This window comes from Collinsella sp. HCP3S3_E11, assembly GCF_052067375.1.
Lineage (GTDB): Bacteria > Actinomycetota > Coriobacteriia > Coriobacteriales > Coriobacteriaceae > Collinsella.
Genome location: NZ_JBQHQI010000010.1, coordinates 1 through 12938 on the forward strand (window position 1 = coordinate 1; position 12938 = coordinate 12938).

Genomic DNA, 12938 nt, shown 5'->3' on the forward strand with positions numbered 1-12938 from the left:
TGCGAGGGGCACGGCCTCGCCAGGAGCATGTCCGCCAAGGGCTGCAGCCCGGACAACGCGGCGATGGAGGGCTTCTTCGGCCTGCTCAAGAGGGAGTTCTGGCACGGCAGGTGTTAACGTCAATGTATTTTTGCCCAATCGCGCCAATTATTTTTGCCCCATCGCGCCAGCTCACGATGTCCAGCCGCACCAATGCAAATTGCCCAATTCTGGCTATTCTTCTTTCATCTTCCTTTCCGTCGGCACGTCCTTGAGCCTGTAGGAGCGGCCGGTTATCTTGATGACGTGGCAGTGGTGGCAGATCCTGTCGGCGATGGCGCTGGCGGCCACCTCGTCGCCGAACACCTTCGCCCATCCCGTTATGCCAACGTTGGTGGTGATGATCGTGGACCGCTGCTCGTAGCGGGTGCTCACCAGCTGGAACAGCAGGTCGGCGCCGCCCTCGTCGATGTCCAGGTAACCCAGCTCGTCGATGATGAGCAGCTTCGAGTGGGCGTAGTACTTCAGCCTCTTCTTGAGTATCCCCCTGGACTGGGCGTCCTTCAGGTCGTCCACGAGCCTGGCGCAGTCTATGAACCTCACCTCCTTGCCGGCCTTCACGGCCTCTATGCCGATCGCGGTGGCGAGGTGGGTCTTGCCCACGCCGGGGCTGCCCACCAGCAGCACGTTCTCGGCCCTGTCCACGAACCTCAGCGTCGCCAGCTCCTCAACCAGGGGCCTGGGCACGGAGGGCTGGAAGGACCAGTCGAAGTCCGCCAGCGTCTTCACGCACGGGAACCCCGACGAGCGTATCCGCAGCCTCGTGATCCTCTGCGTCCTGGCCTCCACCTCGACCTGCGTCATCTGCGCCACCGCGGAGCAGAAGTCCGCATCGCCCTCCGACACCATCCGCATGTAGTCGGGCAAAAGCGCCGACATCTCGTGCAGCCCCAGCGTCCCCAGGTTGTTCTGTGCCCTCACGTAGGGGCTGGCCTCGATCGCGGGATCCGCCATCACTTTCCTCCCATCCGCCCGAGCAGCTCCAGGTTCGCCCGCGCCTGCTCGCGTATGTCCTCGTCGGCCGCCCAGGCCTTATCCGCCATGGCCTCCACGTAGTGCTCTTCTGTATAATTGATCTTGCTGGCGCCCTGCGCCGCGTCGTGGACCGCGACCAGCTCGCCCGCCACGGTGATGCGGATCTGCCCGCCCGGCATCGTCACCACCCTGGCCTTCCTCCCGATGCACCTGCGGGGCACCGACCACTGCCTGCCGGCGGCCCTGACGAGCATCGTCGGCGGCACCACCTGATCAGAGACGTCGCCGACCATCGATTCCAGCAGGGTCGCGTTGCCTATCGGCTGCAGGAACTCCTTCTCCCGCATGAATAGCGCCGAGGGCGGCAGCCCCGTCGTGTCGTTGGGCTCCGAGTTGCTCCTGGCCTCGATGCGCGCGATGGCCGCCAGCAGCCCGTCCAGGCCCACGAAGTCGCGATCGTAGGCCGAGAGCCTGTTCAGGAAGCGGTTGGCGGACTCGTCCTTCCCCTTGGTCTGGGGGGCGCCCGCCCGGCACAGCTGCAGGTCGAAGCCGGCCTCCTTGGCGAACCGCCACGCCCTCTCGTTCCTGACGCGCCGGCCCGTGGACATGTTGACCAGCGACGACATGTTGTCGGTGAGGCACTCCTGCGGCACGCCGCCCATGAACTTGAACGCGCCCAACAGGCAGGCCAGCAGGTCGTCCGTGGTCCGGGTGGCCGAGTAGGTGAACTTGTGGAGCCTCGAGTACCCCAGGGTCGCGGAGAACACGTTGAACTCGAAGACCTCGCCGTTGGCGTCCACCATGGTGATGCCCTCCTTCCAGTCGAACTGCATCTGGCGGCCCGGAGGGGTCTCGAAGCGGGGGTGCGCGTCCGGTGCGCGCAGCGCGCCGAACGCGATGCCGTTCTTCCTGCAGTACTCGGTGAAGGCGTTGTACCCCGGCAGGCGGGCGTCCGGGTGCCTGTGCAGCAGGAACTCGTGGACGGCCTTCTTCGTGATGCCGGGAAGCTCGGCTTTTGCCTCTATCACCTCCCGGAACGGGTCGAAGCCGCTGCCCCTCGACGCCCTGCCGTCGTCGAGGTCGCCGCCCGCTCGCCAGTATTTGGCCACGGTCTTGCGGCTCATCCCGTGCCTGCGGCCGATCTCGCTGAAGTTGGGCTTGGTGCCGGATTGCCTGTACATGCTCAACTCGCCCATAACGTTCCTTTCCATATCGTCCTCCTCTCGAAAGGTTACTCGAGGGGAGGGTACCTTCGTTGGCGCGGTTGGGCAAAATGCGTTGGCGCTGTTGGCACATCTATCTTGGTGCTATTGGATTTTTACGTTGGTGTAACTGGCCCTTTTTATATTGGCATTAACAGCAGGGACTGGTCGGGCTGGACCCCTGCCCGCTTCATCGAGGAGCTCGGGGGCTGGATCGGCCGATACAATACGGAGAGGCGCAGCGATGCGCTCGGCGGCCGCACGCCGGCCGAGTTCCGCGCCGCGCTGGGAAGGGCCGCGTAACGGTCCAAGAAATCGTCCGCAGTCCCTCCGCCCAACGGGAAACTGTGTCCCAAACTACGGCCGAAAAGTGGGGCACGCTTTCCCGAGCGGTCTCCATGGGAAACTATGCCCCATTTCGAAGGCTCATTCTGAGATGCACTTTCCGCCGAGTCAGCGACCGTGGCTCTACCCTCCCAGATACACCTCTAGTGCGGGCAACGTGGCCTCCGCATCACGCCGACCGACCTGGTAGATACGTTCGAGCTCCTCTGGCTCACGACACAGCGATGGCACCTTCACCGATTCGCTCGGACGCACCACAAAAACCTCGTCGCCGGCCTCGCGACGCGTCAGGTCATCGAGCGTGGCGTTATAAACCTCGTGCCGGTGCTCAAGCGCCGCGACAAACTCTGGATAGCGGCGAAACACGCGGCGCAGCATAGGCATCAAGCTATTGGGTTGTTTCACAAAGCCCGCCGGCTGCGTCAGCACCACGATGTTACGGTCATACCCCTGCGCAAACAGCCATGCGCTGGGAATAGAATCGGCCACACCGCCATCCAGATATCGATGTCCATCAATCCAGACGGGCTTGGTCGCCACGGGAATCGCCGACGATGCCCGAATCCACTCGATATCGCGCTCGTCGCCATACGGCAGATCGTGATAGACGGCCTTGCCCGTCTCGATATCGGTACACACGCACGTAAATCGCATGGGGCAGGCGCGATACGCCTCCAAGTCGATGGGATCGCGCTCGATAGGCACCTCGTGATAGGCAAAATCGGCATTGAACATATCGCCGGTTCGCAGCCAGCTGGTCACGCTCGCATAGCGCTTGTCGGCACAATAGGCTTTGTTGTAGCGAATGGCGCGGCCGATCTGGCGCGATTTAAAGTTGTAGCCAAACGCCGCGCCCGCCGAGACACCCACCATATGATCGCAGGTCAAACCGTGCTCCATCCAAACGTCGAGCACGCCCGCCGTATACATACCGCGGTAGCCGCCTCCCTCGAGCGCAAGCCCCACTGTGTGTGATGTCTCCGGCTGTGCCATGCAACCATCTCCGTTCCCATGCTTTTGAACTCAACAAGTATATCTGTCAACGTATGCCGTCAAAAACGTGTTTATAAGCATTTATCGAACGTTTCCCAATGCATTCCCCATGCCGTACCGCAATGCCCCTAGATGGCCTTAGGCATGAACGCCCTTAAGAACGTTGCGGGATAAACATCGCCCGCACCATGCCAACGTCATCGCACGCAACGTGAGATAATTCTCAGCAGAATTCTCCGATAGCAGAGGGAGTTTGTGATGAAGGTTCTTTTGGTCAATGGCAGTCCCAAGGCAAACGGCAATACCGCCCGCGCACTCGCCGAAGTCGCCGAGCAGCTCAATGCCGAAGGCATTGATACCGAGGTGTTTCAGCTGGGCGCCAAGCCCATTCGTGATTGTATCGGTTGCGGCCAGTGTGGCAAGCTTGGGGGTCGCTGCACCTTTGACGACGACGTGGTGAACGAGCTCATCGCTGCCGCTGAGCAGGCAGACGGCTTTGTCTTTGGCTCACCCGTCTACTATGCGCACCCCAGCGGACGCATCCTTTCGGCCCTCGACCGCGCCTTCTATGCGGGCGGGCACGCCTTTGCGCACAAACCCGGCGCCGCGGTCGCTGTCGCCCGTCGCGGTGGCACGTCGACCACCTTCGATGTGCTCAACAAGTACTTCACCATTAACCAGATGCCCGTGGTCGCCTCCACGTACTGGAACAACGTCTTTGGTCGCGTGCCCGGCGACGCCGATGGGGATGCCGAGGGCCTTGCCACCATGCGCAACATCGGCAAGAACATGGCCTGGCTCCTGCAATGTATCGAAGCAGGACAGGCCGCCGGCATCAGCGCGCCCGAAGCCGATCGCGAGCGCACCAACTTCATTCGATAAGTCCAGCGGTGGTCACCTCGATGTTCTATCAATGTCAGCGAAAAGCCAGCTGATGAGGCAAGGTGCCTTGAAAGAGGAGGGCGCTGGGCTGTTGCCCGCGCCCGACGATTGAAAGGCAGATTTCCCATCAGATGGCTTTGCAGCGTCGAGGTGACCGCCGTTCGTTAGAACGGCGGAACATGCTATGAACGTGCAAATCTTCGGCACCAAAAAGTCTTTCGACACCAAGAAGGCCCAGCGCTATTTTAAGGAGCGCCGCATTAAGGTGCAGTTTATTGACCTTAAGGAAAAGGAGATGAGCAAAGGCGAGCTCACGAGCGTGATGCAGGCGGTCGGCGGCATCGACAAGCTGCTCAACCCCAAAGCCAAGGACGAGGAGACACTCGCACTTATCCAGCACCTCACTCCCAGCCAGCGCTTTGATAAGCTGCTCGAGAATCAGCAGGTACTGGCCGAGCCCATCGTGCGCAACGGCAAAAAGGCCACCGTCGGTTATTGCCCCGATGTATGGGGAGCCTGGGAGTAGCCTGTGTTATTTGCCGGCGCGTGGGTATAAGAGCAGGCGTTTGGCATATGATTTTACTGTAAGCCATGTCTAACAAAGGAGGGCACATGCCCAACAAACCCGTGAAGATCATCATGCTTACCGGATACCTCGGTGCCGGCAAGACCACGCTGCTCAACCATATCCTCGCCAACGACGGCGGTATCCGCGCCGCCGTGATCGTCAACGATATCGGCGAGATCAACGTCGACGCCAGCCTTATCGCCGACGGTGGCCTTTCCGAGACCGACGACCTCATCCCGCTCACCAACGGCTGCATCTGCTGCACGCTTTCGGACGACCTGGCCAACCAGCTGCAGGGCATTGCCGATTCGGGCAATTTCGACTACATCATCATCGAGGCCTCCGGTATTTGCGAGCCTATCCCCATCGCCTACACCATCTCGAGCTTCTGCGACGAGGCCAAAGTGGGCAGCGAACCCAAGCTCGCGCTCGACAACATCGTTGCCGTGGTCGACTGCGCCCGCATGTACGACGAGTTCAACGGCGGTCGCGACCTGCTGGCCGAGGATATCGACGAGGACGACATCGAGAGCCTGCTCATCCAGCAGATCGAGTTTTGCTCCACGCTGATCCTCAACAAGACCGATACCGTGAGCCCTGAGCAGATCGCCGAGCTCAAGGCCATCGTGCGCAGTCTGCAGAAGGACGCCGTGATTGTCGAGGCTCAAAACGGCGAGGTCCCCATGGAGGAGCTGCTCGATACCGATCGCTTCGACTTTATGCGCGCCTACAACTCCGCCGCCTGGATCGAGGCCATGGAGCATCCCGAGGAGCACGACGACCCCGAGGTGCTCGAGTACGACATCGAGACCTTTGTGTACTCGCGCCGTAAGCCGTTTGACCTGCAAAAGTTCACCGATTTTGTTGAGCAGGAGTGGCCCGACGAGGTCATTCGCGTCAAGGGTCCGCTGTGGCAGACCGGCGATCCGGACATGTGCTACATGTTCGAGCAGGCCGGCCGCCAGATGCGCCTGATGGAGAACGGCTTGTTCGTTGACTCGGCGCCCGAGGGCGAGAAGCAGAAGATCATCGACGAGAACCCCGAGATCATGCAGATTTGGGACGACGAGACGGGCGACCGCATGACGAGCCTGTGCATCATCGGCCGTCACATGGACAAGGATGCGCTCATCGCCGCCCTTGATGCCTGCCTGACCGACTGGCACCGCGCTTAGGTTATCCAAGTGGGCGTTTTCCGCCCACGTAACCGCCAAACCACCACGAAGGTACCCTTCGTGGTGGTTTTTCGTTCTATGCCAAGGAGATTCATGTTCAATATCGTGCTGTATGCGCCCGAGATTCCGGCCAATACGGGTAATATCGGCCGTACCTGCGTGGTCACCGGCGCCCGCCTGCATCTGGTGGAGCCACTGGGCTTTTCGCTCGACGACAAAACGGTGCGTCGCGCCGGCCTGGGCTACTGGCAAAACTTGGACGTGACGACCTATGCCAGCTGGGAGGATTTCCTTGCGCGCAATGACCTCTCCCCCGCCGACGACCGCTTGCATCTGCTGACCAAAAAGGCACGCCGAACCTATGCGCAAAGCACTTACCGTGACGGCGACTATTTGGTCTTTGGCAGCGAGAGCTCGGGCATTCCCGAGGAGCTGCTCGCCGCGGCGCCCGAGCGCTGCGAGCGCATCCCAATGCTGCGCGATTGCGACTCACTCGACAACGCCGAGGCCTGGGAAGCCCACGAGGAATCGCTCGGACATACCGAGGACGGCCATGAGGCCATCCTTCGGCAGGATATCTGCGGCAACTTCGTCAATCCGGACGACTACCGCATCAGCGCGCTCAACCTCTCCAACAGCGCCGCCATCGTCCTCTACGAGGCCTTGCGCCAGACAGGCTTTGCCGGCATGTAAAAACCTGCCATTAGGGGACGGGGCAGAAATGGTAGACTTTCAAACTCTCTAACCCTTGAGAAATTGGTTTTGGCATCAAAGCGACAAAGGGCTGCCCCTTTGTCGCTTTGCCTATAGGTAGCGGCCGGTAATGCTCTTGGAGCAAGCAGCGATATCCGCCGGAGTGCCGGCGCAGACGACTTGCCCGCCCGCATCGCCACCGCCCGGCCCCATGTCGATCACATAATCGGCATTGCGGATAAGGTCGAGATCGTGCTCGATCACGATAACCGTGGCGCCCTTGGCGACGAGGCCGTCAAACACGTTCAGCAGCACCTGAACATCGAGCGGATGCAGGCCGATCGTGGGCTCGTCGAATACGAATACGGCATCGTCCTGCACGCGGCCCATCTCGCTCGCAAGCTTTAAACGCTGCGCCTCGCCGCCCGAAAGCGCCGGCGTGGGCTCACCGAGTGTAAGATAGCCCAAGCCCAGGTCGTGCAAGGTCAGCAAGCGCGCCTGAACCTTCTTGAGCCCCACCGTGGCGTCGAGAGCCTCGTCCACGCTCATGTCCATGAGCTGCGGCAACGTAAGCTTGCTCCCGTCCTTGCCCTCGCGATGGATATGCGAAGCCGTGTCTGCATAACGCGAGCCTCGACATGCTGGGCAGATGATCTCGACGTCGGGCAAAAATTGCACGTCGAGCGATATCGAGCCCGTGCCGTCACACGTAGGGCAGCGCAAGGCGCCAGTGTTGTAGCTAAAGGCACCCGCTTTGTAGCCGGCTGCCTTGGCTTCGGGCGTACGGGCGAAGGCGCGGCGCAGCTCATCATGGATGTCGGCATAGGTCGCTACCGTCGAGCGCACGTTGGCGCCGATAGGTGTAGCGTCAATCAGGTTTGCGCGTGCGATACCCTCAGCGTCGACCCAGCGCACATGGCTTGGCACGCGCTCGCCAGCTGCCTGGGCCTTAAGCGCCGGGATGAGTGTCTCGAGCACCAACGTCGTCTTACCCGAACCCGAAACGCCCGTCACAGCAACGAGACGGCCGCGCGGGATATCGACTTCGAGCGGCTTGACGGTATGGATGGCATCGGTTGCCATGCGGATGTGGCCCTGATCGAACAGTTCGTCGTCAGTCACCTGCGGGCGCATACGCTTGGGGTCTGCGCGCAAAAACGGGGCGATGCGGCTGCCCTGTGATTGTTCGACCTCGTCCACCGTGCCAGCGGCAATCACATTGCCGCCGCCAGCTCCGGCAACGGGGCCCATCTCGACCAGATAGTCGGCTTCCGCCAGTACGCGCGTATCGTGGTCGACAACAACCACGGTGTTGCCGTCATCCACCAGATCGCGCATCACGCCCACCAAGCCATCAACATTGGCAGGATGCAAGCCAATCGAAGGCTCGTCCAACACATAGAGCACGCCCGTCGATCGGTTGCGCACCACGCGGGCGAGCTGCACGCGCTGACGCTCGCCCGTGGAGAGCGTGGCACCGGCGCGATCGAGCGAAAGGTAGTCGAGACCCAGATCGACCAGGCGACGGGCCGCGCTCAAAAACGAATCGCAGATATCCATCGCCATGGGCCGCATCTCGGGCGGCAAGGATGCGGGCACCCCGTGCACCCACTCAACCGCATCACCAAGCGTCATGGCCGCGGCCTGCGCCAGATTGATACCGCGCACCTGGGGCTGGCGCGCAGCCTCGGAGAGGCGCGTGCCGCCACAGTCACGACATGGCCCCTCGCGCAAAAAGCGCGCCACACGTTTTAAGCCCTTATCGTCCTTAACCTTGGCGAGCGCGTTCTCGACGGTATAGACGGCATTGTAATAGGTGAAGTCGAGCGGCGTAGCGCCCTCGCCGTTTTTGGGAACGTAGAGAATGTGCTTCTTAACCGCCGGACCGTGAAACACAATGTCGCGCTCTTGAGGCGTGAGCTGGTTAAACGGCACGTCGGTACGCACACCCATCTCGCCTGCCACCTGCTTCATCAGATCCCACATGAGCGTGCCCCAAGGAAGCACCGCGCCTTCGTTGATGGTCTTGGACTCGTCGGGCACCAGGCTCGCCTCGTCCACCTCGCGCATGACACCGGTGCCGCCGCAGGTGGGACACGCGCCGCCGGTGTTAAAGGCAAGGTCCTCGGCACCCGGCGCGTAGAACTCACGGCCGCACTCGGGGCACGTGAGCGACAGGCCCGCGGCCACGTTAAGGCTCGGCTCCACGCGCGCCCCGCAGTGCGGACACACGTGATGGGCGCAACGGCTAAAGAGCAGACGCAGGCTATTGTTGAGCTCGGTCATGGTACCAAAGGTCGAGCGCACACCCGGCACGCTGGGGCGCTGATGCAATGCGAGCGCCGCCGGTACGTGCAGCACCTCGTCCACTTGGGCATGTTCGGCCTGCGTCAGACGGCGGCGAGTATAGGTGCTAAGCGCCTCCAGGTAGCGACGCGAGCCCTCGGCGTAAAGAACGCCCAGTGCCAGCGAACTCTTGCCCGAACCCGATACGCCAGCAATACCCACGAGCTTTCTCAGCGGAATATCGATATCGATGTCCTTGAGGTTGTGCACACGCGCGCCACGTACCTCTATAGCCTGCGGGCTCATCTTCTGTTCCGTCACCTTTATCACCCTACTCATGCCATAAAACGCGGTCGCGGATGCACTCGCCCAGCATGGGCACGGTAAACCGGACGAGACCGTATCCGGCAGCCTCGATGACGCGCTCGCGAATCAGGCTTGCGCGATATTTGCTCGCTCAGCTTTGGGTGGGTCGCAGCGCTCAATGATGGCCGCCATGCGCGTCGGCTTGCCCCCATCAGCCGCCATGACCTCGGTAAAGAGGCGCTGCGGACTGCGCAACCCGTAATACAAGGGAGCGTCCACTGCTTCATAGAACTCGGAGATGGCATCCGCGTAGCCAGCCTCGACATCGCACACTTCAATGACCCGCGAGTCACGCCGGACAGCAGACCTCCACATGTAATATCCCACCAGCTGAACCATATAGGGATGCCCCATGCTCTTGTGCGCCGCAAGGTCCGCCGTCTCCGCATCAACGAAAAGACCAGTGCCTTTGACCGTCTGGATATATGAATCGCGCACTTTGGGCAAAGAAATCGCACCCAGCGTACGCTGCTGGGCGCGGCGCAAAAACGTTACGATCGGCTCTTCGAGCAAGTCATCAACCATGCTGGGCAAGCCGGCAAAAACCAGCGCAAGACCGTGCTGGTCTCTATCGGGCAAGCCCGTAGCATCCTGGTCTCCGAGCACCTGCTGATAGAGAACGGCCAGCGCCGCCAGCTCCTCGATAGATGCCGATTGGGCCTCGTCAATCGCAAACAGTAAGCCCTTTCCCGGCCCGAGTTTCTCGAGGCGTTCGTTGACTAACCCGCGCAACGTCTCGCCTTTTGCCCGCGCCGCCTCGACCGACATCCGGCCAAGTGACGGCCCGAACTCCATTGACGTCGCAACCGACATATTCGAGCGAAGCGCATCGGCCAGGCGGTCGCATAGGCCAAGCGAGGCGGAATCAGAGACAACCGCCCATCCGCGCTCGCTAGCTAAACGCTGCAGCTCCCGCAAGAGAACCGTTTTGCCATAGCCGCGGTTTCCCGTAATGAGCATGAGCCTGCCCGGAGCTCCGGCGCCGTTATCGAGCCCTTCCTCGAAATCTTCGATGACCGACTCGCGGCCGATGAGTATCGGAGGCCGCTTACCAGCCGTGGGCTTAAAGGGATTTGGATTCATGTCGGCCTCCTCGGATTGGCAAACCCTGGTAACAGTTATACCAACTTATACCGAGTTATACCAACAGGATGCGACAAAGAGACTGACCCTCCATCACCTATGGCCGAAAAACTCGACGTCCGCCGCTCGCCAGGGGCGGAAGGTGGCGGGATCGACCTTTACGTGCGCCGCGGCGGGCACGTCGTACCATTTGACCGTGTAGCCGGCGCCGTGAGAGCAAAAGACCGAGTCGGGCGTGTTGGGTAGATCGGCCTCGGGCTCATAGGCGGCCGTCTCGATGACGCGCTCGGCATCATGGCATGCCGCATAACCGGCGAACTCCAGGTACAGATGCCCGCGACCGCTCGTGTAGGCGGCCACCTCCAGCGCATAATCCTGCGCCTCGGATGCCGGCACGCGACCCACAAGCTTCGCCCGTTCGCCCGCCATCGTCGGCGGCTCGTACTCGGCACCCATGCGCGTGGCGTCTGACAACGCCCTGCCCACACACTCCCCCGGCACCTCGAGCTCAAAGCGATACCACGGCTCCAACAGCACCGCCGCGCCGGCCTCACGCGCCTGCATGAGCCCCTGGCGAATCGCGCGGTACGTGGCCTGGCGAAAGTCGCCGCCCTCGGTGTGTTTGGCATGCGCACGGCCACCTGTGAGCGTAATGCGCACATCGGTGATGGGCGAGCCGGTCAGCACGCCCAGGTGATCGCGCTCCATGGCGTTGGTGAGCGCCAGACGCTGCCAGTTAAGATCGAGCTCGTCGGTCGAAGTCACGGTGCCAAACTGCACGCCCGAACCCGCTGGCAACGGCTCCAGGCTCAGATGCACCTCGGCATAGTGGCGCAGCGGCTCAAAGTGGCCCACGCCCTCGACCAGCTGCGAAATGGTCTCCTTATAGAGAATGCCGCCGGGCTCAAACGAAATCGAAAGGCCAAAGCGATCGACCAACACCCGCTGCACGACCTCGAGTTGCACGGCACCCATCAGCTGCAGGTGAATCTGCTCCAGATGAGTATTCCAGCTTACGCCGAGCATGGGGTCTTCGTCCGCCAACTCAGTCAGCGCTTTAAACACCGCATGGACATCGTGTTCGCCCGGAAGCACCGTATAGGTGAGGACCGGAGCGATGACGGGCGCATCACACACGGGCTCCGCACCCAAGGCGTCCCCTGGGCGAACGTGCGCAAGACCCGTCACGGCACAAATACCGCCAGCAGCAACTTTTTGGGCAAGCTCATACTTTTCGCCGTTATAGATGCGCACCTGATCGACCTTCTGCTCCCACACCTCGGCACCGGAACGTCCGCTGATCATCTGTTTTGCACACAGCGTGCCGCCGGTCACTTTAACCCATGCCAAGCGCTCGCCGCGATCCCCGCGGCTGACACGATAGACGCGCGCGGCAAACTCCGGAAGCCATATCTGTTCGCGCATCAGCACGCATATGCCATCCAGCAGCTCGCTCACGCCCTGGTCCTTGAGCGCCGAGCCGGCAAAGCAGGGAAAGAGCTTGCGCTCGGCAACCATGCGCGACAGCGTTGTGACGGAAAGCTCACCTGCCTCAAGAAACTCCTCGAGCGCCGCCTCGTCCAACGCTGCAGCGTCCTCCTGAACGGCGCCGCCCTCCAGCAGTTCGTTGGCATCCAGGCAGCCTTCGGAAAGACGCCGCCCAAGTTGTGCCAGCAAAACATCGCGGCCGGGATTCTCCAAATCGATTTTGTTGATATAGATGAACGTCGGGATGTCATAGCGTGCAAGCAGGCGCCACAGGGTTTCGGTGTGCCCCTGCACGCCGTCGTTGGCGCCCACAACTAAAATCGCGTAGTCGAGTGCGCGCAGCGTGCGCTCCGCCTCGGCAGAAAAATCGACATGCCCCGGTGCATCCACGAGCATGACGCGGGTATCACCGTGGTCGAGCACGGCCTGCGACGAGAAAATCGTAATGCCGCGCTCGCGCTCGATCGCGTTAGTGTCCAGATGCGAATCGCCATCGTCCACGCGGCCGCGCTTACGAATGCGACCCGCATCGAACAGCATGGCCTCGGCCAGCGTGGTCTTGCCAGCATCGACATGCGCCAAGATTCCAACGACCGCTTGCTTCGACATGGCTCTCCTCTTATTGCAAGCCCGTCGCACGCGGCAACGGGCGCTCTCGTTCCACACTGGATGATACAATTTACAGGCCGGCGGGCGAAGCGGGCCCTATCCCCCGACCGAGCTCATCGCCCCGCGTTGCCGTGCGGCGATTTTCGTAGGTTCGCGCCTTGCGAAAGCCGGCACCTCCCCTTTTGCCTGCCCGGGCTCATCCAGGGCGGCAACAACGCGAACCCCACAACAGCG

General features: G+C 61.7%; 10 protein-coding genes. 4 read left to right on the plus strand and 6 right to left on the minus strand.

Annotated elements, in window-relative coordinates; translation table 11 throughout:
* Positions 1-213: 213 nt before the first annotated feature.
* The 3 genes from istB to ACTM86_RS06665 form a co-directional block, all read right to left on the minus strand.
* Entirely contained in the window at positions 214-993 is a 780-nt protein-coding gene (istB, locus tag ACTM86_RS06655) for an IS21-like element helper ATPase IstB (protein ID WP_441016565.1), read from the minus strand.
* The gene (gene istA / locus ACTM86_RS06660) at positions 993-2225 is read right to left on the minus strand and encodes an IS21 family transposase (protein ID WP_441016562.1); all 1233 of its coding nucleotides are present in this window, start codon (positions 2223-2225) and stop codon (positions 993-995) included. Before istA ends, istB begins: the two co-directional genes overlap by 1 nt.
* A gap of 459 nt (positions 2226-2684) precedes the next feature.
* Positions 2685-3554 carry a patatin-like phospholipase family protein gene (locus tag ACTM86_RS06665; RefSeq protein ID WP_441016556.1) on the minus strand — a complete coding sequence of 290 codons (870 nt, stop codon included), beginning with the start codon at positions 3552-3554 and terminating at the stop codon, positions 2685-2687.
* A gap of 258 nt (positions 3555-3812) precedes the next feature.
* On the opposite strand from ACTM86_RS06665, the gene ACTM86_RS06670 reads away from it, so the two are divergent.
* The 4 genes from ACTM86_RS06670 to ACTM86_RS06685 all read left to right on the plus strand — a co-directional run bounded on the left by ACTM86_RS06670 (position 3813) and on the right by ACTM86_RS06685 (position 6872).
* Positions 3813-4436, plus strand: coding sequence for a flavodoxin family protein (locus tag ACTM86_RS06670; protein ID WP_427728306.1), 624 nt, complete (start codon positions 3813-3815; stop codon positions 4434-4436).
* 184 nt (positions 4437-4620) lie between these two features.
* Complete coding sequence (locus ACTM86_RS06675; protein ID WP_055252194.1) at positions 4621-4962, plus strand: arsenate reductase family protein; 342 nt, start codon at positions 4621-4623, stop codon at positions 4960-4962.
* Between the two features lie 86 nt (positions 4963-5048).
* Entirely contained in the window at positions 5049-6179 is a 1131-nt protein-coding gene (locus ACTM86_RS06680; RefSeq protein ID WP_441016553.1) for a GTP-binding protein, read from the plus strand.
* Between the two features lie 93 nt (positions 6180-6272).
* Entirely contained in the window at positions 6273-6872 is a 600-nt protein-coding gene (locus ACTM86_RS06685) for a tRNA (cytidine(34)-2'-O)-methyltransferase (RefSeq protein WP_441016550.1), read from the plus strand.
* Between the two features lie 111 nt (positions 6873-6983).
* Here the strand turns inward: ACTM86_RS06685 and ACTM86_RS06690 are convergent, their stop codons facing one another.
* The 3 genes from ACTM86_RS06690 to ACTM86_RS06700 all read right to left on the minus strand — a co-directional run bounded on the left by ACTM86_RS06690 (position 6984) and on the right by ACTM86_RS06700 (position 12704).
* On the minus strand, positions 6984-9497 hold the full coding sequence (locus ACTM86_RS06690; protein ID WP_441016547.1) for an excinuclease ABC subunit UvrA: 2514 nt from the start codon (positions 9495-9497) through the stop codon (positions 6984-6986).
* A gap of 93 nt (positions 9498-9590) precedes the next feature.
* On the minus strand, positions 9591-10607 hold the full coding sequence (locus ACTM86_RS06695) for an AAA family ATPase (protein WP_441016544.1): 1017 nt from the start codon (positions 10605-10607) through the stop codon (positions 9591-9593).
* Positions 10608-10700: 93 nt separating this feature from the next.
* The gene (locus tag ACTM86_RS06700) at positions 10701-12704 is read right to left on the minus strand and encodes a GTP-binding protein (protein ID WP_441016541.1); all 2004 of its coding nucleotides are present in this window, start codon (positions 12702-12704) and stop codon (positions 10701-10703) included.
* Between the last annotated feature and the right edge of the window lie 234 nt (positions 12705-12938).

What these genes read in the sequence shown, in the direction of transcription:
- ACTM86_RS06675 (WP_055252194.1), top strand. Translation starts at nt 4,621, where the DNA reads ATGAACGTGCAAATCTTCGGCACCAAAAAGTCTTTCGACACCAAGAAG.
- istA (WP_441016562.1), bottom strand. Translation starts at nt 2,225, where the DNA reads ATGGAAAGGAACGTTATGGGCGAGTTGAGCATGTACAGGCAATCCGGC.
- ACTM86_RS06690 (WP_441016547.1), bottom strand. Translation starts at nt 9,497, where the DNA reads ATGAGTAGGGTGATAAAGGTGACGGAACAGAAGATGAGCCCGCAGGCT.
- ACTM86_RS06670 (WP_427728306.1), top strand. Translation starts at nt 3,813, where the DNA reads ATGAAGGTTCTTTTGGTCAATGGCAGTCCCAAGGCAAACGGCAATACC.
- ACTM86_RS06685 (WP_441016550.1), top strand. Translation starts at nt 6,273, where the DNA reads ATGTTCAATATCGTGCTGTATGCGCCCGAGATTCCGGCCAATACGGGT.
- ACTM86_RS06695 (WP_441016544.1), bottom strand. Translation starts at nt 10,607, where the DNA reads ATGAATCCAAATCCCTTTAAGCCCACGGCTGGTAAGCGGCCTCCGATA.
- ACTM86_RS06680 (WP_441016553.1), top strand. Translation starts at nt 5,049, where the DNA reads ATGCCCAACAAACCCGTGAAGATCATCATGCTTACCGGATACCTCGGT.
- ACTM86_RS06700 (WP_441016541.1), bottom strand. Translation starts at nt 12,704, where the DNA reads ATGTCGAAGCAAGCGGTCGTTGGAATCTTGGCGCATGTCGATGCTGGC.
- istB (WP_441016565.1), bottom strand. Translation starts at nt 993, where the DNA reads ATGGCGGATCCCGCGATCGAGGCCAGCCCCTACGTGAGGGCACAGAAC.
- ACTM86_RS06665 (WP_441016556.1), bottom strand. Translation starts at nt 3,554, where the DNA reads ATGGCACAGCCGGAGACATCACACACAGTGGGGCTTGCGCTCGAGGGA.